Annotated in this window: 15 protein-coding genes; 7 read left to right on the forward strand and 8 right to left on the reverse strand. The window is 63.8% G+C overall.

Annotated elements, in window-relative coordinates; all coding sequences use genetic code 11:
- Positions 1–83: 83 nt before the first annotated feature.
- The 6 genes from FHS28_RS21345 (at position 84) to FHS28_RS21370 (ending at position 5,416) form a co-directional block, all read left to right on the forward strand.
- A complete protein-coding gene (locus FHS28_RS21345) occupies positions 84–1,106 on the forward strand; it encodes a CBASS cGAMP-activated phospholipase (RefSeq protein ID WP_088453961.1) in 1,023 nt (340 codons plus the stop codon).
- Complete coding sequence (locus FHS28_RS21350; RefSeq protein ID WP_088453860.1) at positions 1,099–2,241, forward strand: CBASS cGAMP synthase; 1,143 nt, start codon at positions 1,099–1,101, stop codon at positions 2,239–2,241. Before FHS28_RS21345 ends, FHS28_RS21350 begins: the two co-directional genes overlap by 8 nt.
- The gene (locus tag FHS28_RS21355; protein ID WP_088453859.1) at positions 2,241–3,860 is read left to right on the forward strand and encodes a ThiF family adenylyltransferase; all 1,620 of its coding nucleotides are present in this window, start codon (positions 2,241–2,243) and stop codon (positions 3,858–3,860) included. Before FHS28_RS21350 ends, FHS28_RS21355 begins: the two co-directional genes overlap by 1 nt.
- Positions 3,848–4,324: a Mov34/MPN/PAD-1 family protein gene (locus tag FHS28_RS21360; RefSeq protein ID WP_088453858.1), complete on the forward strand. Its 477-nt coding sequence runs from the start codon at positions 3,848–3,850 to the stop codon at positions 4,322–4,324. The genes FHS28_RS21355 and FHS28_RS21360 overlap by 13 nt, the downstream gene beginning before the upstream one ends.
- Before the next feature lie 160 nt (positions 4,325–4,484).
- On the forward strand, positions 4,485–4,838 hold the full coding sequence (locus FHS28_RS21365; RefSeq protein WP_310736848.1) for a helix-turn-helix domain-containing protein: 354 nt from the start codon (positions 4,485–4,487) through the stop codon (positions 4,836–4,838).
- Positions 4,829–5,416 (forward strand): mobile mystery protein B, encoded by a 588-nt coding sequence (locus tag FHS28_RS21370; protein WP_088453856.1) that lies wholly within the window; start codon positions 4,829–4,831, stop codon positions 5,414–5,416. Before FHS28_RS21365 ends, FHS28_RS21370 begins: the two co-directional genes overlap by 10 nt.
- Before the next feature lie 634 nt (positions 5,417–6,050).
- Here FHS28_RS21370 and FHS28_RS21375 read toward each other — a convergent pair.
- The 6 genes from FHS28_RS21375 to FHS28_RS21400 all read right to left on the reverse strand — a co-directional run bounded on the left by FHS28_RS21375 (position 6,051) and on the right by FHS28_RS21400 (position 12,922).
- On the reverse strand, positions 6,051–6,410 hold the full coding sequence (locus FHS28_RS21375) for a hypothetical protein (RefSeq protein ID WP_088453960.1): 360 nt from the start codon (positions 6,408–6,410) through the stop codon (positions 6,051–6,053).
- Positions 6,411–6,424: 14 nt separating this feature from the next.
- Positions 6,425–7,174 (reverse strand): hypothetical protein, encoded by a 750-nt coding sequence (locus FHS28_RS21380; RefSeq protein ID WP_088453855.1) that lies wholly within the window; start codon positions 7,172–7,174, stop codon positions 6,425–6,427.
- Positions 7,175–7,362: 188 nt separating this feature from the next.
- Entirely contained in the window at positions 7,363–9,240 is a 1,878-nt protein-coding gene (locus tag FHS28_RS21385) for a TniQ family protein (RefSeq protein WP_088453854.1), read from the reverse strand.
- A 24-nt stretch (positions 9,241–9,264) separates the two neighbouring features.
- Positions 9,265–10,218, reverse strand: coding sequence for a TniB family NTP-binding protein (locus FHS28_RS21390; protein ID WP_088453853.1), 954 nt, complete (start codon positions 10,216–10,218; stop codon positions 9,265–9,267).
- Positions 10,215–12,248, reverse strand: coding sequence for a TnsB C-terminal domain-containing protein (locus FHS28_RS21395; RefSeq protein ID WP_088453852.1), 2,034 nt, complete (start codon positions 12,246–12,248; stop codon positions 10,215–10,217). Before FHS28_RS21395 ends, FHS28_RS21390 begins: the two co-directional genes overlap by 4 nt.
- The gene (locus FHS28_RS21400; protein ID WP_088453851.1) at positions 12,245–12,922 is read right to left on the reverse strand and encodes a hypothetical protein; all 678 of its coding nucleotides are present in this window, start codon (positions 12,920–12,922) and stop codon (positions 12,245–12,247) included. Before FHS28_RS21400 ends, FHS28_RS21395 begins: the two co-directional genes overlap by 4 nt.
- Before the next feature lie 451 nt (positions 12,923–13,373).
- Here FHS28_RS21400 and FHS28_RS21405 point away from each other — a divergent pair, with 451 nt between their 5' ends.
- Positions 13,374–14,687, forward strand: a complete 1,314-nt coding sequence (locus FHS28_RS21405; RefSeq protein WP_088453850.1) for a hypothetical protein — start codon at positions 13,374–13,376, stop codon at positions 14,685–14,687.
- On the opposite strand, the gene FHS28_RS21410 is transcribed toward FHS28_RS21405, so the two are convergent.
- Complete coding sequence (locus tag FHS28_RS21410; RefSeq protein WP_088453849.1) at positions 14,684–15,394, reverse strand: M48 family metallopeptidase; 711 nt, start codon at positions 15,392–15,394, stop codon at positions 14,684–14,686. The genes FHS28_RS21405 and FHS28_RS21410 overlap by 4 nt on opposite strands.
- A gap of 3 nt (positions 15,395–15,397) precedes the next feature.
- Entirely contained in the window at positions 15,398–18,694 is a 3,297-nt protein-coding gene (locus FHS28_RS21415; RefSeq protein WP_088453848.1) for a type I restriction endonuclease subunit R, read from the reverse strand.
- Between the last annotated feature and the right edge of the window lie 23 nt (positions 18,695–18,717).

Consider the following 18,717-nt stretch of genomic DNA (forward strand, 5'->3'; position numbering starts at 1 on the left):
TTCCCTGAGCGGCCGTGCTCTGCGGCGACTGCCTGCGGCAGGGCGGTCGGCCTGCATTCGCGGCCTTCAGCAGGAGGTGGGTCGTGGCTGAAGCCGAGGTTCCGACATTCCACATCCTGGCGCTCTCGGGCGGCGGCTATCGCGGTCTCTATACGGCCACCGTTCTTGCTGAGCTGGAGAAGGTCCTCGGCCGGCCCATAGCGAGCCATTTCGACCTCATCTGCGGCACCTCTGCCGGCGGGCTACTCGGACTAGGGCTGGCGGCCGAAATCCCGGCAGACGAGTTGAAGGCCTTGTTCGAGTCCCACGGTGAACGGATTTTTGGTTGTCGGTCGCTGTGGCGCCGCCTGACTGGCTTCTGGTGGAAGGCCAAGCATTCGTCTGATGGCCTGCGATCCGTGCTGGACGAACGCTTCGGTGCGCTGACTATCGGCGACCTGAAGCACCGCGTGCTCGTTCCCGCCGTCAACTACTCGACAGGTCGCGGGCAGTTCTTCAAGACACCACACCACCCCACCTTCGAACTCGACCACCGCATGAAGCTGACCGACGTCGCGGTCGCTACCGCAGCTGCGCCGGTGTACTTCCCGCTCTCACGCAACGAGCGTGGCGTCTTTGCGGATGGCGGCTTGGTCGGCAACGCCCCTGGCTTCTTCGGCCTGCATGAGGTCCGCACGTTCCTGGCTAAGGGCATGCCCCGTGCGCGTGTGCGCGTTCTCGCAATCGGAACCATGACCATCGGCGCGACCGTGCGCGGCGATGCGGACCTTGACCGTGGTTTTGCACGATGGAGGGGCGGCTTGTTCGACCTCGTCATCTCGGCCCAGGAGTCCTCCGTGGACTACATGCTCAGGCAATCCCTCGGCGATGACTACTTCTCCATCGACGACAAGGCTACGCCCGACCAGAGCCGCGACGTGAAGGCGCTGGATCGCGTCTCGACCGCGTCCACCAACACCCTACGTGACAGAGGCATGCACGCCGCACAGAAGGCACTCGGCGAGCCGAAATTCCAACCGTTTCGAGCGCATTGGGCCGCCGCTCCGACGTTCTTCCACGGCCCGAACAAGAACTCCACGACCTCTTCGGAGCCGCAACATGCTTAACCTCACTGCTCTCTTTCACACGACCGACCCGAAGGAGCCGAACCTGTTGGATTCGCTTGACCTGCCCCCCAGCGTCAGGACGTACCTGGCGCAAGCCAAGACCGACGTTCGTAACTGCCTGCGCGAGGGCATCCCGAAGATGCTGCAGGCCGCCGGCTTCACCGAGAAGGCGCCGACGCCGCGCTTCTTCACCCAGGGATCGTGGGCATACAAGACGCTAAACGCGCCGGCCCAGCACCCCCAGCAGGCTGACGTCGATGACGGCTGCTACCTGCCGCTGGGCTTCGTCAAGCAAACCAAGCGCCCGAGTGCTGCTACGGCCATCTTCTTTAAGGCGGCTGAGGCCTGCCTGGCGGTGCTGTGCCGCGAGAAGGGCTGGACCCTCATCACGGACAAACCCACCTGCGTACGGATCGAAGTGACGAAAGCGGCGCACATCGACATCCCGCTGTATGCCATTCCTGACGATGAATTCCAGACCCTAACCAAGGCCGCGATGGAGGCGTATCACACGCTGGATTCGGCCGAAGCAATTCGCAGGGCGGAACGCGACTCCTGGTCGAAGCTGCCCAGCGATGTCGTGCTGCTCGCCCATCGTGAAGAAGGTTGGTGGGAATCGGACCCACGGCCGGTCAAGGACTGGTTTGAGGCACAGGTGCTGGCCCGTGGCGAGCAGCTGCGTCGCGTCATCCGCTACCTGAAGGCCTTCCGCGACTGGAAATGGGCCAGCGGCGGCCCCGCTTCGATCTTGCTCATGGCTGCCGCCGTCCCGCTGTTCGAGCGCCGTCACGGTCGTGACGACCTTGCACTTCTCGATGTACTGGCGGGCCTCCCTGCCGCGCTGCGCGCAGGCGTGGTCAATCCGGTCGATGAAAACGAATCGCTGACCAAGCGTCTCGGTCAGGACAAGGTCGAGGAAGCTGCTCGCGAACTCGAGCGCTTCGAGGGCGTGCTGCGCGCATCGCTCCATGCGTCGAGCGAAAGCCAGGTCTGCATCTGGATGCAGCAGGAATTCGGCCAGCGCTTCCCGAATCGCCCGCATCGAGTCAAGGTGGTGTCAGTGGCAGCAACGGTCGCCGCCGCGCCGGCGGCGGCAGGTGCGAGCGAGCTGGTGGGACGTTCGAAGGCTGGCTAATGCCCACTGAAGAGCGGATCGCCGATGTGACCGACGGTCTTCGCGGGCGCGGCTTTGATTTCAAAGCCCGCTCGCATGACGGCTGGTTCACCTACCACGGCACGCTGGATGGCGCCGGCAGGGCCTTTGCATGCGAGCTTCAGGTCGATCCGAACTTCAGCGAATACCCCCGGGTGCGCTTGCTTGAGCGACCTCCTGGCCTGCCGCTCGTCGTGCCCCACCTGGGTGTGGACTGCGACATTTGCTACATCGCTCGGGGCACTGTCGTGCTCGACATCTTTGATCCGGTTGGCCAAACCCTTGCCTGTCTGGATCGAGCTACCGAGGTCTTCCAGGACATCCTTGCAGGCAAACTTCGCGATGACCTGGAGGATGAGTTTTATGCGTACTGGGCGGGCATTTTCTGTCTCGTCGACTTGCGCGATGCTCGCCTTGGACAGCAAATACTGAAGGCGGTCAAAAACGGGTCGGACGTCTACCCGGTGGTGACCGACGACTTGCCGCGGACGCAGGCCAAGCTGAAGCAACTTGGCTGGACCACAGTCGATTGCCCCGCGGTGACGTACCGGGTCAAGACTTCGACGAAGCCCAGGCCGCACAACATGCGGTGGCCAATCGAGAACGTGCAACAGTTGCTTGAGTGGCAAGGCCTCCTCGACAAGCAGTGCCGGAAGAAGCTCCTGGAACGCATCCAGCAGGCCCGCGCAACTGCGGCGTTGTCGGTGGTCCTCATCATCGAGTCGCCGCTCATGACCTACGGTGCCTGGGTCGATTTCAGGAAGGACTCGGCCCCACAGCGCGGAGCGCGGAAGAATGCAGCACCATTGTTCTCGCTCCCCGTTGTTCCACTGGAGGTGATCCGCCTGGACGACCAATACATGGCCGAGCGGAATCAGCCGGGCCGTAAATCCTTGTCCGGAAAGCGGCTGGCTTTGGTGGGGTGCGGAACTATTGGTGGCTACCTCGCTGACCTTCTCGTGAAGGCCGGTGCCGGCACCGGCGGCGGGAGCCTTGAGCTGGTCGATTTTGATGGGCTGAAACCGCAGAATCTTGGGCGCCATCGGCTGGGGTTCTCCGGGCTCTTCAACAACAAGGCGGTCGCCCTGAAGCGAGAGTTGGATGCCTTGGCGCCGGGGGCCAACATCGTTGCCAGCCCGAGGGACGTGCGCGAGATTGACCTCGGCGCTTTCGATTTGCTCATTGACGCCACGGGCGAAGAGTCGCTGGGGCATTGGCTGGCACAAAAGTACCAGCATGGTTCGCTCCTGACGGTGTGGGTCGAAGGGCCTGGCGTTGCTGTTCGAGGCGTGATGCGGGCCAACGAGAAGGGCGGATGTTTCCGCTGTCTTTGCGATGCCAACAGGGCAGGGCTGCTGCAGGCTGTGGAGGGCGAAGTTCCAAAGCTGCTGGCGGGTCAGGGGTGCGAGGGGCTGTACGTGCCCTTTCCGGCAACCGTCTCTCTGCAGGCCGCGGCGCTTGGTGCAGAGATGGTCAGCTCTTGGGTCAACGACGACGACGCACCGACTTTGCGCACGCGCGTCCTCGATAGCCAGTTTCAGATCGCAACGCCGGACTGCAGCCTTCTGAAGCAATCTGGATGCCCTGCATGCAGTTCGTAAGCGGATGGTCAACGCCGGATAGGCGAATCCTTGTGAACTTCGACGAGAAGGTGCTCAACGTGTTCCGGCAGCACATCCAGCACCTGGGCAGTGATGCCGAGGCCGGCGGCCTGCTTCTCGGCGAGGTCAGGGGCGGGCATCTGAACCTTGTCGACGCAACGTATCCGACCGCCGCCGACTTGCGGTCGCGGTACTCGTTTGAGCGGCTCCCGCAAGGCCACGCAGAGGTCGCACAGAAGACGTGGAGTGATAGCCGAGGAACAGTTCGGTACTTGGGCGAGTGGCATTCACATCCTGAAGACCACCCCATACCGTCTGGGATCGACCGGTCAGAGTGGAAGCGGTTGGCCTTCGAGCGTAAGGACAAGCACCCCTTCCTTGCAGTCATAGTGGGCAGGGCGGACTTGCGTGTGGAGCTGGTGCCATCGAAGGGTGACAGCCTAGTCCTGCATGCGTGTACATGACGAGCATGAGTACATCGCGGGCAGGTTTTGGGCAGCGCTGACGACCTTCCGCTATGGGTTGCCAAGCCTCGAATGCGCGTGGTTCTCCGCGCGATGACATCGCGCTGCGGCCAGGGCGTGCCGGGCACCATGAAGGCACTCACGGGGGTGGCTGAAGCTCATCCGCGAGGCCTTGGGGCGCACGGAGCGCCAGCAGGCTCAGCGGTTGGGCATTTCCGGGTCGACATTGCACAAGTCCGAACAGTCCGAAGCGGATGACCGCATCACCCTCGGACAGTTGCGCAAGCTCGCCGACGGGCTGGACTGCGAACTGGTCTACGCTCTGGTTCCCCGGCGCCCGCTCACGAAGGTGGTCGAGGAACGTGCCCGCGCCATCGCCACGGAAGAAGTCGCAGGCGTGGCCCACACCATGGGTCTCGAAGACCAGCGCCCCGGCGCCGAGAGGTTGCGCAAGCAGGTGGAGCGCAGGACGGAAGAGCTGTTGCGCGGCCGCTGGTCGGACCTATGGCGATAGACCTTGACGAGCAGTATGGCCAGACCCCGCTGGACCTGGACGAGAAGGCCGGGCTCATCCCCGAGCACCTGACCATCAAGGGTGACCTGAACGACTGGGAGCAGGAGAACCTCCTGCCTGCTGTGCGCTGGCTGAAGCGGGTGCGCTCGCCGGACGTACTCAGCGAGGGCTTCTGCCGAGAGCTGCATCAACAGATGTTCGGCAAGACTTGGTCAGGGGCGGGCACTTTTCGCAAGTCAGACAAGAACATCGGGTGCGATCGGACGCAAGTGGCTGTGCGGCTCAACGGCCTGTTCGGGAACACACGTTGGTGGGTCGACAACGCCACCTTCCCGCCCGACGAAATCGCAGCGCGTTTTCACCGCGACCTAGTTTGGATTCACCCCTTCCCCAATGGCAACCGGCACTCGCGCATGATGGCCGATGCGTTGCTGCGTAGAATGGGACAAGCGGCGTTCTCCTGGGGGAGCGGCGGCGATCTGGTCGCCGCCAACGAAGTGCGGGCACGGTACTTGGCTGCTCTGCGAGCTGCGGACCAAGGCGACTACCAGCTGCTGCTGGCATTTGTCCGTAGTTGAACGTATCTCGCGCACGCGCGAGCGTGGGGACACCGCAAGTGCCTTGAGGCTGTCGACTCCGATTCAACTGCGGAAGCCGCGCTCAGGCGCCGCAAGTACGCCCGGGGCCACTACTGAGGCGCGTCCCAGACAACCACAGGCTGGAGCGTACAACCCGACGGCGCATCCTCTGGATGGGCTTTCACGAAAAACCTGGTTGGGCCGCCACAATGGAAGCAGTGGAAGTACCGTGCCAACTGCTGCGGTGAAGCAGTATTGGCCAAGGCAGTGCTCAGCGGTATGGACGCATGCACCCACGAACAAGTTGGGCATTTGACTTCGACGTACGGCAGAGAGTCAGTCATAGCTGTGAGCCTGCGTCGGGCAATCCCTCACGACTGCAACCGTCTGGTGACGATGGCGACGACGTAGCTATCCGGGCGCTTGTCCGCGCCACCTGCCGGCGCAGAGCATCCTCGAGTTCGGCAGCAGCTCCGAGGCATTCCTCAATCCGCCGAATAGTGGTTTGGATTACCGAGATGTCGCCTAGGTCATGAAAGCTACGCGACGCCGCGATACGGTCGCGCAGACGTTCGATGATGGGCTGCGCCGCACTGATGGTTTCCATGATTTGAATGGGTGATCGAGCCACGATTCACTCCCCTGACCCGCAAGCATTGGGCATGCGATGAGAAACCTGCTTCATGATCCAGTCCAGCTCGTCGGCCGACAGGCCCCAGTCTTTTGCTTCGACGCCTTTGCGGACCTGCAGCAGGAGCGCCGACAGGCTCGTATCCGGAAGCTCTGCGAGCTTCCGGTTGCAGTACGCAGTTAGCTGCTCGGCCAGATCGACACATGCATCGAACCGCGCACGGAGCTCCTCATCGGTCCAGCCCTCCACGAACCTGCCATCAACCAGGCGGACGCCGAGCTTCGGCTGAAAACCGCTGAGGGACGCAGGCTCTCCGCGTCTTGGAAAGTCTGCCGGCACTTGTTTGTCGTTCTCAATGCTCATGCTCACCCCGACCGTCAAACCTCAGTACCGGCTTGGGACAAGACCTCGGCACTCAGCACCCGCGTCGCCGGCCCGGTCTCCACGGCGCAGCGAAGACGCTGGCCAACTGTCAGGCTGCGCCAGTCCACGTTCGGGGTGCCCTCTCCGATGCAAAGCGTGAGCGCGCCGTCATGGGTCTCCGCATGGACTATCTCGAATTCGGGGATGACGACTGTGACGGTAGCGTCCACCTCGACGGTTCTCCATTCAACCGGCTCAGCAACGCGGTGGACTGCTTCAAACCTCGCCCGCAACGCATATGCGTCCGCGAGGGCATGGTGCCTGGCTATCCCATGGGTTGCCTCAAGCGCGTGCCAAGCCGATTCAGCAGCGGCCTTGCCTTCGAGGTCGTCGAGGAGGTAGCCAACATGGGCGGCACGCATCGTCGCGGCCAGCGGCGCGTCTGAGCTGGCCAACAGCTGCTCAACCAGCAAGAAGTCGACGTTGTAGTCGTAGACGATTTCGACGTCGTCAGCTCCGAGGCTATCGAGCCAATGCAAGAGGTGAGCGCCGATTTCTGCCCATGGCACGCCAGGGACGCGGCCGAGCTGCGGCAGCACCTGGTCAGCGACGAAGGGGTTGGGATGGTGACGCAGAAGGTCTTCGGCCTCGGCGACGGTGATTTCCGAGTACAGCTGGCGGCCAGCGTCCGTCAGGAATGCCGCGCTGATGAAGCAGGGGCCCTCAGTCGTTTCGATGAACTCGGTGTCAATGAAGATTCGCATTGAGCTGTGCCAACAGTTCTCTCTGAGGCGATGACCACGCTACGAAGTACCAGCAGCTGAGCAGCCGTTCGAGCGATCCCGTTCGTCGACCATGCTATGTCGCGGCTCGGCGGTCGGCGGCAATGCCAATACTCGCAAAGTACGAGAAACACGCCGACGGTCAAGGAGTGGTAGGGGCCAATCCACCGTCAATTCCCTTCGCGGGGTGTGCAACGCCGGGAAGGCATAGGTCGGCCGGCTCTTCCGTCGCGCAGCTCGAGTCGTCCGGCGTTCGCCGCCGCCACCGCCAGGGCCGCGACGTCAGTGAGCTTGACCAGGGCCCCGCGCTGGGCACCGTCGGCCGTGGCCCGGCCTGGGATGACGCCCACAGGCGCCAAGCGCTTGGCGAGCAGCGAGGACCTTCCACCTGCCAGCTTGGCCAGGTCTGCCAAGGGCATGTAGGTCCGGTTGAACTCGAGCAACTGCGCCGGCATGACCACACGGCAAGGCTGGCCGCGCAGCACGATGGAAAAGGAGTGCAGCAGCCCCCGCTCGATCCAGTGGTCGATGCACTCGTGCTTCCACCCGGTCAGCTTGGCGAGCTGGCTCACAGAGAGCCCAGCTTCCAGTAACGGCGTCCCGAAGAACCGCCGCACATCTGCCAGCTTGTACTGCAGCTGGCCAACGTCCTCCGCGGGTCCTTGCGCCCGGACTTCGCCGGCCCGGATGGCTCGCATCAGCGCTTGAATAGCCGTGTTGTCTCCCAGACGCCGGCTGGTCAGGTCGGCAAAGGCAATCAGCTCGCCGGTGGTGGGGGACTCCGCCTGGTTCGCCATCAGCGTCGCTCGCACATCCTCGATGGCTCTGGTGCGGAAAGGACCGCCCTTCAGGACGTCTTTCACCCAGTCGTAGTCCGCTTCGACCAATCCGGCAGCGGCCATATTGCCCAATACCTTCGGCGACACGCCCAGCGACCTGCAGGCCTCCGCTTCGGTCACCCAGCCGCTACGGGCTTCAACGATGCGTTCGAGGTCCTCACGAAGCACCTCGAACACCTTCCCCTTGGTGCCGAACCTCCTGCTGCGATGCTCAATCTGGCGCGCAGCAATGGCCCGCTTGAGCGTGGGAACCGTCATATGACCGTGCTTGGCTGCGTCCTTGAGACGGACGTATCGAAGATCGTCCCAATGTCCCTCGTCCTCCATTCCGATCACGCCATCAAATTCCGTGGAGGCGATACGAATGACCGGGGACAGAAATGCCTTCAGGCTGCCGGCGGACGCCACCGTCAGCAAATGGCGGAACCACGGGCCAAGCAGGGCCTTGAGCGTCCTTGCATTCCCTGGCCCAGCCGCGATACGGGACCGGACGTGCTGCTCATAGGCCGCAGGCCAATCGACCAGCAGCGTTTCTAGAGGCGCCAGAAACTCGACGGCCTCACTCACTGAACCGGGGCTGGCGGCATTTCGGCGCGGCGCAGGCGCCACAGGGTCGAAGTACAGGCAGAGCGTACGAACCAGTTCGGCGACGTCCGCGGGCGAAGCATCTGCGAGGTCTGGCAACTGGCTCATAGGCGCCCCGCGGACCGCCATCAAGCGAGCGGATAACCAAAGTTGGACCGGGGTGGCGGTGGCGGTGGGAATCAGAGCGAGGTCCTGGCCGCAATCGCACTGCTCGATTCGCTCACGGTTGATGGACAGGAAGGAGTCGCAAGCCGGGCAACGCTCCACAAGCACCGTGCGGTGCGTCGGGCAGGCGGTGACGTAGCAGTGCTCCCATCCCGTCCGCAGGTACATGTCTTCGCCCAAGCAGTGAGGGCAGACCACGTCATGGTGACCACGGTGCAACGAGCGAAGCGCCTTCAGCGATTCCTCCCGTTGCGTGATCGACGCCGTCCATGCCGTCGGAAGGTTGTACGTCGCAGCAATGTGCTCAGGCCGGCTCAACAACCCTGTGCGTGAGGTTGACGTTCCAGCTAGGGAAGCAAATTCCCTCCAATTGCGAAAGTCATTTGCGCTTGCGAGACGGCGGTAGTAGCCCAACGGGGACTCGTCCGCTTTGGGTTCAAGGTGATAGGTAAGTTCCACGAGGACACCGGTTGTTGAATGGGACTAGAGACGACGGACGTCCGGAAGCGGCTCGATGTCCAGGATGTACTGATGCGCCACGTTGAGGTCGGCGTCGGACACTTCCAAGGACTTGAACGGCTTCACCAGCGGACTGCGCGTTCCACCTGCCGTATCCGAAGCTCTTTTGCAGTCCTCCAGGCTGAGAGCTCGTGGTTGTTCACCGCGCGGGCGGATGCACAGCTCCTGCATGAACTTGCTCAACACACCGATAAGGCCACCCGTGTGCAGAAAGCAGTTTTTGACAAAGGCCGCGAACTCCACGTCGATAGGCCAACCGCATTCGGCAAACATGTCGTAGTACGTCTTGACGCAGGCGGCGAAGGCGGACTTCTGGTCGGCCTCACGGAAGTTGTACGGGTAGAACTGCCGCTTGGCGGAGGCTCGCTGGCGGAGCTGGTCGTTGCTCTTTATCAGCAGTTCAAGCCTTGGAATTCCCGTCATGAAGATGCTCATGCTCGCCCGCTCCGAGAGGACTTTGAGCATGTCACCCGCAGAGCGAGGGAGGAGTCGGGCAGCGGGTTCGACGAAGTGGCTGGCTTCATCGAGCAGGAGCACCTTCACGCCCAGTTTCGTCAGGGTCTGCGCGGCGTGCAGCTCCAGGTCCGCAACCCTGTCACCCCGTCGTACTGCCACCTTCAGAGCCTCCAACACCAAGCTTGGAAACGACTTTGACGAGATTGCTTGAGAGAGCGGTATGTACAGAACTGGCACGCGACGTACGCCGCCTTCTCGGTACTCTGGATAGCGCTGGGCCAACGCCTCCATCAGCATTGATTTGCCGGCACGAGAAGGCCCAACGATCCATTCAATTCGCGGTGCGGCACCGGCCAGGGCGTCTTCAATTCGATCCAGAAGCCACTCTTGGTGGATCAGGAAGGTCAGGTGCTCCAGCTTGCAGGATTCGATTCGGCGACGCAGGTCGCGAGCTGATGTCATTGGCTGTCCTTGTTGCCTTTCCGATCCAATTCCTTGAGCGGGGTGACCGCCGCCCAGTCTTCTTGAGCAGAGCCCATCGCAGGCTGCCCGAGAGTTGGCTGAGTCGCTGGGAGTGGCCTGGCTGCCGCCCGCTGGATGGCTTCATGCTGTCGCGCCTTCTGGGTAGTCGTCTGCGATGCCGTGGGGCCCTTCACCGATCTTTTGGACGGCTTCTTGGGGTTCTCGGGTGGCGTCGCCAAGCCGGCCGAGCGAAGGAACAGGTCACGGCGAAACTCCAAAGAGTCAGCCGGCAAGTCATCCTGGCGAGCCGCTTTCAGGATGGCGGCAGCTTCAGCGAAGCTGAATGCCGCCGACCCCTCGGGGGCGTCCGCGTTGACGAGGGGAACAAGCGAGCGGCCGTCACGGTCCACAACATAGACCATCCGATAGTCGTCCGGGTCGATGAGTACCTTGACCTCGGTCTCGCCAAACTGCTGGATGAGGTAAGGCAACCTGTCACCCTTGAAGTGGTGCGTCGCGTAGCTGATGCCAGTCGTCCGCGAAAGCGTGCGGAACTCCTGCTCGTAGACCACCGAACGCCAGGCCCCAATACTGGGCGGCAGGGGTACGGGGTAGCCCATCTGCTCAGTGAGGACTTGGTAACGCTGACGCGGCGTGGCGCCGAGGTCGGTCCTGTCGATGAAGACGGTGTTGTCGGTGAAGACGGATCGTTCGAACCGCTTCAGCTTTCGATTCACCCACTTTTCAAAGAAGAACCTGACGATCCACTGCTCAAGTTCCTCGAGTGTCATGAGGTCGTCGCCCAAAGCGATAGGGTCACGCTTGCCATCCTTGCCGTTAAGCCGGGTGCACCCGGGCAGTGTCTCGAGCTCCTCCTTCAGCGAGCGATTCAAGCGCTCGATAAAAGGCTTCCTCTGTGGATTGCGTGACCGGAGCCAGTACGGGTCGATGCCCAGTTGAGTCAGTCGTGCCATGCGTGGCCCCCCATTCCCGGTCTCTGGGCCGTTGTCCATCACCAGTTGGAGCGGAGTTCCATAGATGTCGAAGTCGTACTTCAGGCCTAAGCGCTCCACCAGCGGCGTCTTTGGAAAGAGGATGGTCTCGATGCACTTCAGAGTGGACGGAACGCGAGGGGAGCCGATGACCAGGCACCAGCCGACGGGCGTCGATGTACAGCAGTCGATGGCGTGGACAAGGCAGATGTCCTTCGATACTCCATGGATGGTCTTGACCACAAACGGCAGGTGAAGGCCATCCTGCTCAACCCGCTCGAAGGGCCCTGAAATCCTTATCCGCTGACTGGCGACGGCCTTCGCACTGACGGCGTCTCGTGGGTCCATACGCGCATGCTCGGGGTCCGCGTGGAGTTCCAGCCGGATCACCCGGTGCACATAGGCCTTGCTGACTGCTTTGGTCTTGGGCAAGAGGTTGGTGTCGTGCAGCGTGAGGTTGATGAAGTCCGTGAGGGTCTGAAGGTCCCACCGCGACTCGACCTGCAAGTAGTGCGTTTCGGCGAGGTCTTTGATGACCTCGTCGACTTTCACGTCGTACCGCGGGCTTCTATTGCCCTTGTGAACATCGCCAAGGCGCAAGGGGAGCCCGGCCCTATGGCGCTGCCACCAGCGGTACGCCTGGGAAAGAGAAGGCAGGGCCAGGCGTTCAGGTCCGTCATCAGACCTGACCTGTTCGAGCAGCATGGAGAACGCCTTGTTGAAGCTGACCTCGTAGCGCTTTCGTAGCTGCTCTATTGCCTGCATAACGCGCATGGCGGCGTGCAGCTTTTCGTCATCGGCACCGGATTGACGACGGCTGAGTGCCTCTTCCCAGTCCACCCCCACGCGTTTGATGCGCAGCTCACCAAGCGCGATTTGCAGCCGTAGTGGCGCTTCGGCGAGCACGCATTCCGTCTGCTTCTCCAGGTCGAGAACTCTGACGGACTGAATCCTGGGCAACCGCTTCTCGACCTCGTACAAAGTCTTGCCTGTTGAAGCCAAGACGAGCTCATCGCCCGGAAGGAAGCCTTGATTCATCGCGCGAGCCGCTCCATCAGCTCCAGATGGTCGAGTGAGCCGTACGCGGCCGTCATGGGTGACCGTCGTTCAAAGCGATGGCTGATGAGGTCGATAGCGAGAACGCCGTGAAGCACGAGCATCGGCATCAGATTGACCGAGACGCCCAAGCCGTTGGCGAAGTCACCGTAGGTGCGCGCGCCCTGGGCGGCCAGGGTGTCAATCTGCGCAACCGCGGCGTCATCTGGACGCAGGTCAGCCCGGAGCGCGGCGTGATGAAGCAGGGTGATGTTTGAGCGCAGCTGATGCGAAAGGTCAGCGGGCATGACCACCCGAACGAATTCATGCCCGTAGTTGGTGAGCACCTTCTTGGCCAGCTCGATCCGCTCGTGGTCTGGCTCGGCACCGAGGTAGCGGTCGAGCTTGACCTCGAGCGCCAGCCGTCGCCCGCTGCAGAACTCTGCATAGAAGTCGGGGGTGTAGAGCGCCGGTCCCGGCCTGCCGGCGTACTGGCGACGCGCGACGTCCCGCTGCTCGGCCGTGCGCAGCAGCCGCCCCTCAACCAGGTCAACTGCAAACGGCTGCGGCTGAAAGCGGCGCACACGCGGGTCGATCCCGAGCAGCTTGGAGACAAGACGTTCCGCATCGTTCTCGAAGACGCGCACGCCTCCGCCCTTCTCGGCGTAGCTGAGCACGGCCTCGCGACCAAATGTGGGCGCTGACCTTCGCGCTCCAGTGTCCACGGCCTTCAAGCCGGGACGTCTTCCGTACTTCTTCTGCATGACCCAGAAACCGCGGCGCACCACCATCCGTTCGCGGTTGCGCCGAAGCTCGCGGACGGGCTAGGATGCAGGCGTCTCGGGATGAGATTCGAAGCCGCCAGCCTCCTGCTCAGCGGTGCAGACTAGGGCCCGTCGGAGGGGCCGGTCAAAGCGTTCTTGAGTAGTTTTGGCAGACTCGAAATTCCGCGTTATACGGATCGTGGCGTCGGCGCCACTGTTAAGCATTTTTTGGGTCGGTGAAGCTTCGCGCGATGGCACGCGGCAGCCTCTTCAGAAGCTTTCAGCATTGCGTCTAACGCTTCTTTGAACGGGATGGCGTCACTCAGCCGTGACAGGATCGGGCTCCTGCTTGAATGGAGGTGTGATGCCCGAGGCCCAGACGAGTCCGCTATCGCGGGAGCAGCTTTACGAGCTGGTTTGGAAGGAACCGATGCTGCGAGTGGGCGAGCGGCTCGGCGTGTCGTCGAGCTACATGGCGCGCGTGTGCACGGAGCTGCGCGTACCCCGGCCACCGCGGGGCTACTGGGCCAAGCTGGAGTTTGGCAAGGCGCCGCCGAAGCCTGCGCTGCCGGCGGCACGGCCGGGCGACATCACGGAATGGAGCCCTGGGGACTTCATCGGTAAGAGCGAGCGCACGTCCGTGGCGATGCCCAAGCCAAACTCGACCACGAGCGCGGGTGAGCAATCTGGTCCGCCGTCGGCGCCGCAGAAGCGCGCGTCACGACCGGCCAACTCAGGTGGAGTGCACCCGGTCCTCGCCGACATCAAGCCGTACTTCAAGAAAACACGCGATAGCAGGACCGGCATCCTTCGACCATACAAGCGCCTGATGGCCGACGTCCTTGTTTCCGAGGCCTGCGTCGATGCCGGCATTGCCGCCGCGGACGCGCTCTTTCGCGCACTGACGAAGCGAGGTCACCGCGTCACCATCGCGCCGCACGGCGGTCACTTCGGCCGCGCAGAAGTCGACCTGCGCGAGGTGCCGAGGAAGCACCATTACATGGAGAACGCCTGGGCGCCGGAGCGGCCGACGGTCGTGTTCATCGGCGAAGTCGCTATCGGCCTGACCATCTACGAGATGACCGAGGCGACGGAGATGATGTACGTTGGCGGAAGCAAGTACGTTCCCGTGGCCTCACTGTCTGCCGAGCAGCGCCGCAAAATGACGAGTCCTCACTACTGGACAACAACGCAAGACCAACCGTCCGGCCGATTTCGTGTGCAGGCGTATTCCACGAACGGGCGCGTCAATTGGGTCAAGCAGTGGTCTGAAGCCAAGCGAGGACAGCTCTCCTCGCTGATTGCCGGAATCGTCCAAGAGCTCGAGGCCGAGGGGCCAATCTTGGGAAAGAAGATCGAGGTGACGACCGCGAAGGCCGAAGAAGAATACCGACAGTGGCAAGAGCAGAACCGTCTTCGCCAGGAGGCGGCGGAGCGAGCTCGTCAAGAGAAGCTCCGCCAGGAGTGTCGGCAGGAGCTGTTGGCGGCGATTGCGAGCTGGGATGAGGCCCAGATGATTGGTGCGTACTTCGCTGAGGTCGAGCGGGCCTCAGAACGCCTGGCGGAGGAGCCGAGGCAACAACTGCTTGAGCGGCTGGGCCGTGCCAGGGAGCTCATCGGCACCGTCGACCCCGTTGATGCCTTACTTCGCTGGAAGGCGCCGAGCGAGCGACGCTAGACCAGGTCCCCGAACGCCGCGCTTTCCAGGACTTCATGCTGCCGGCGCCAGTCCGGCATTTGGCGAGCCACCAGCGCCCAGAACGCCCGCGTGTGACTCTTCTCAACCGTGTGGCAAAGCTCGTGCACGACGACGTAGTCCTGCACGCTGGCCGGCAGTTCCATAACCCGTGGGTGGAACTCCAGGACGTTGTGTGCGTTGCAACTGGCCCAGCGGCTCTGGAAGTGGCGAATGCGAGCACCCCGGGCCTGCAGGCCTGACTGCCGCTCCCAGTGCCTCACGCGCGTCAGCAACTTCTCGTGCGCCTTCTCCCGGTAGAACGCATTGAGCAGCGGCGCCAGCGCGTCCGAGCTGATGCTGCGCCCGGCCGGGTTCTCGATGACGAAGCGTGACGCAGTGAAATGCAGCGTGGCGTGCGCCAGCTTCGGCGCGTGGCGCACCTCGGTGAAATAGGTGCGCCCGCAGTAGCGCAGCCGGCTGCCAGTGACGATCTGCTCGTCGGCAGTCGGTGCCTCCACCAGCGCCCGCTTCTCGCGAATCCAGCGTGCGCGCTGCCGAACCAGCGCCTCTTGTTCTTCGAGCCCGACCGCCGGCCCGCGCAGCAGCACCGGCCGGCCACGCTCCACGGTCACGTAGTGCCGCTTGAGCGTGGCATCGGCCTTGAAGCGCCACTCGATGGTCGTCTGACCGTACTGCAAGCGGGGCATGGCTCAGTTCTTCAGCAGGATGTCCAGGATGCGGGCTGCATGCTCACGCGCCACTGCGCGCTCCCAGCCGGCTAACGGCATCAGCAGCTTGCGCAGCAGGTCACGCATCTCGGGGTGCAGGTCCAGCATCTGCTTCCAGTTGCTGGCCGCCAGCGTCTGGCTCAGTGACGGGTCTTCAAAGAGCGTGGTCGTTGCCGCGCGCGCCGTGTCCTCACCCAGCAGGGCGGCCAGGTAGCGGAACACCGCCGAGTGCGCCGGCGTCTCGAAGCCGGTCTTGTCTTTGTCCGCCACGCGCTGGCCGAACAGCTCCAGCTGCTCCAGGAACTGCGCCTGGCTGATGCGGCCGGCCTTCTCCTCCTCCAGCAGCTTCTCCAGCTCTTCAGCCAGCTTGTCGAAGAAGGCCGGGTCCTTGTCGCGGCCGGTGACGATGGTGTGCTTGAGCTGGTTCTTCATCACCAGCGCCTGGCTGCCCGGGCTGGCCAGCTGCTTCAGCCGCGCCATGTCGCTGGCATCCAGGATGGACACCTCGCGCCCCAGCAAGCTCTTGGCCGGGCTGGCGGCGATGTACTCGTCCAGCAGCCGCTGCAGCAGGGCGGACTCCAGCTGCGTGATGCGCTCGCGGTAGGTGGCGTCCGGCAGCTTATCGCGCAGCATCAGCCTGATTTCGGCGAACAGCGTGAAGTAGGGCTTGAAGGGCAGGCCCCGCACATCGGGCAGGATGATGTCGATGCTGCGGTTGAACTGCTTGGCCAGCGCCAGGAAGTCCTCCACTGCATCCAGCCGGCTGGCCGGGTCCAGGAAGCGCTCGGCATCATCCTTGTAGGCCTCGCGCTCGCTGACCGGGTCGTGCTGCTTGGGCAGCAGCTTCAGCAGCCGCTCCAGCGTGCTCTGCAGCTTGGGCAGCTCGGTCTCCACGCCCTGCCAGACCTGTGCCGGCTGCACCTCGCCGCCGTACAGCTTGAGCGCCTGGTCCAGGTGCTCCACCACGCCGTGGTAGTCCACGATGTAGCCGGCGTTCTTGCCCGGCAGCGTGCGGTTCACCCGCGCAATGGCCTGCAGCAAGGTGTGCTCCTTTAGCGGCTTGTCCAGGTACATGGTGCTGACGATGGGCGCATCCCAGCCCGTCAGCAGCATGTCGGACACGATGATGAGCCCCACGTTGTTGGCCTGCGGCTGGCCGTCCTGGCCCTTGCTCTCGTCGCCATAGGGCAGAGGGAACAGCTTGCTCACGAAGTGGCTGATCTGCTCCGCCGGCAGGGCCACCGGCCGCTTGCCGGCCTTCAGCTCATCGCGAATGCGCTCCTCAATGCTCTGCACCTTCGTGACCGGCAGCTTGTACTCGGCCGCCTCTTCCTCGACCGTGGCGCCCGTCCGCGTGCCGGTGACCCCGGCCAGGGAGATGACCACCTGGCTCTGGAAGGTCGGCAGGCCCTGCGCAGCGCGCTGGGCCATCAAGTCATCGAGCAGGTCCTTGTAGCGCACCGCCATATCGCGGCCGTTGCACACCAGCATGGCCTTCAGGCCCTTGGCCTGGACATGGCTGACAAAGTGCTCCACCAGGTGCGCCGCCACCTGCTCCATCCGGTCGCCTGCCTGGCGCCAGCGGGCCAGCAGCGCCTTCTTCAGGGCCAGCTGGTGCGCCTCGGGCGCCTGGGCGAACTGCTCGTTGAAGGCTTCGTCCAGCTTGGCATCGGCGGCCAGCTTGACCCAGGCGTCCTGGTACTTGATGGGCAGCGTGGCACCGTCGGCCACCGCTTCGTGCAGGCGGTACTCGTCGATGTAGGTCTCACCCCCGAACTCGGCTAGCGTGTGCTTGTCGTCGTTCAGCAGCGGCGTGCCGGTGAAGGCGATGAACTTGGCGTTGGGCAGGCTGGCGCGCATGAAGGCGGCCAGGAAGTCGTATTGGCTGCGGTGGGCCTCGTCCACCAGCACATAGAAGTTGGGCTTGGCGCTCAGCACGCGGAAGCTGATCTTCTCGCGCTTGCACTCCACCCACTTCGGGTCCAGCAGCACGCCGTCGCTGTCGTGCTGGCGGAAGTGCTCGTTGCGCTCCTCCACCATGAAGAAGTCCTTGTCCACGCGCACGCGGCGGTGCCGCGTGGCCTGCAAGACTTCGTCCACCTCTTCGGGCTCGCCGTCGGCGGCGTCCTCGGCCTGGGCGGCAGGCTCGTCGCCCTCTTGGAACTTCTGTACCGTGCTCGTGAACACGCTGCCGTAGTCGTTGCCCAGCATCCTCACCAGCCCGGCCACCGACACGGCCTGGATGGCGCGGATGCCAACGGCGTGGAAGGTGTCGAAGATTTGCTTGTCCAGGTCGCGCCGGTCGGTCAGCACCAGCACCGTGGGGTTGGCAAGGCCGGTGCTGTCCGCGCGCAGCAGACGGGCCAGCAGCGCCATGGTCAGCGACTTGCCGCTGCCCTGCGTGTGCCAGATCACGCCGCCCAGCGGCGTGGCGCTGGTCAGCCGGCGCACCGTCTTGCGCACGGCGCGCCACTGCTGGTAGCGCGGCAGCTTCTTCACTGTCTTGCCGTCGCGCGTCTCGAACAGCACGAAGTGCGCCACCAGCTCCAGGAAGCGGCTGGGCTCGAACAGCGCCCACAGCAATTGCTCCTGCTCGCCGGGCTCGCTGCCCAGCAGGGCCGCCACCTCAGCAAGCTCGGGGGCTTCCATCCGGTAACGGGCATAGAACGCAGGCTTGGTGAGGATCGCGCCGTACAGGCCCTGGCGACGGTTCAGGCCCACGCACACCTGGTTGAACACGAACTGCGCCGCAAAGCTGCGCTGGTAGCCGTCCAGTTGGGCCAGCGCCTCGTCCAGCCGGTGGTGGCTGGCCTTGCACTCGATGATGGCCAATGGCAGGCCGTTGACGAACAGCAGCAGGTCGGGGCGGAACAGCTCGCCATCCGCATTGCGGCCCACGTACTGGTCCACGACATGGAAGTCGTTGCGGCTCGCGTCGGTGGCATCCAGGAAGCGCACGCTGCGCGGCTGGCCCGCCAGGTCCTTCACCTGGATGTCCGAGCGGTGCAGCACCTGCTGCCACACCGCCTGGTTGGCCGCCAGCAGCTCATTGTTGGCGCGCTTGCGCAGCTCGATCAGCGCCGCATCCACGCCGCCGGGCGCCTCGGCCAGCCAGGGGTTCAGCGCCTGCAGCCGCCGGCGCAGCACGTCTTCCAGCACCGGGGCCAGGTGGCGGTGCTCCGCCTTCACCGCGGCGCCGGGCAGGTGGGTGTAGCCCAGCCGCACCAGCCACTCCAGGGCCGGGGTTTCTACGCCGGTTTTCTCGGGCGCCTGGCTCATGCGTGTGCTCCGCGGGCCAGTGC

Source organism: Roseateles terrae (assembly GCF_014192155.1).
Lineage (GTDB): Bacteria > Pseudomonadota > Gammaproteobacteria > Burkholderiales > Burkholderiaceae_C > Roseateles > Roseateles terrae.

Excerpts from the sequence above, each read along its gene's own strand:
- FHS28_RS21350 (WP_088453860.1), top strand. The coding sequence starts at position 1,099 with ATGCTTAACCTCACTGCTCTCTTTCACACGACCGACCCGAAGGAGCCG.
- FHS28_RS21355 (WP_088453859.1), top strand. The coding sequence starts at position 2,241 with ATGCCCACTGAAGAGCGGATCGCCGATGTGACCGACGGTCTTCGCGGG.
- FHS28_RS21360 (WP_088453858.1), top strand. The coding sequence starts at position 3,848 with ATGCAGTTCGTAAGCGGATGGTCAACGCCGGATAGGCGAATCCTTGTG.
- FHS28_RS21370 (WP_088453856.1), top strand. The coding sequence starts at position 4,829 with ATGGCGATAGACCTTGACGAGCAGTATGGCCAGACCCCGCTGGACCTG.
- FHS28_RS21375 (WP_088453960.1), bottom strand. The coding sequence starts at position 6,410 with ATGAGCATTGAGAACGACAAACAAGTGCCGGCAGACTTTCCAAGACGC.
- FHS28_RS21380 (WP_088453855.1), bottom strand. The coding sequence starts at position 7,174 with ATGCGAATCTTCATTGACACCGAGTTCATCGAAACGACTGAGGGCCCC.
- FHS28_RS21390 (WP_088453853.1), bottom strand. The coding sequence starts at position 10,218 with ATGACATCAGCTCGCGACCTGCGTCGCCGAATCGAATCCTGCAAGCTG.
- FHS28_RS21395 (WP_088453852.1), bottom strand. The coding sequence starts at position 12,248 with ATGAATCAAGGCTTCCTTCCGGGCGATGAGCTCGTCTTGGCTTCAACA.
- FHS28_RS21405 (WP_088453850.1), top strand. The coding sequence starts at position 13,374 with ATGCCCGAGGCCCAGACGAGTCCGCTATCGCGGGAGCAGCTTTACGAG.
- FHS28_RS21410 (WP_088453849.1), bottom strand. The coding sequence starts at position 15,394 with ATGCCCCGCTTGCAGTACGGTCAGACGACCATCGAGTGGCGCTTCAAG.
- FHS28_RS21415 (WP_088453848.1), bottom strand. The coding sequence starts at position 18,694 with ATGAGCCAGGCGCCCGAGAAAACCGGCGTAGAAACCCCGGCCCTGGAG.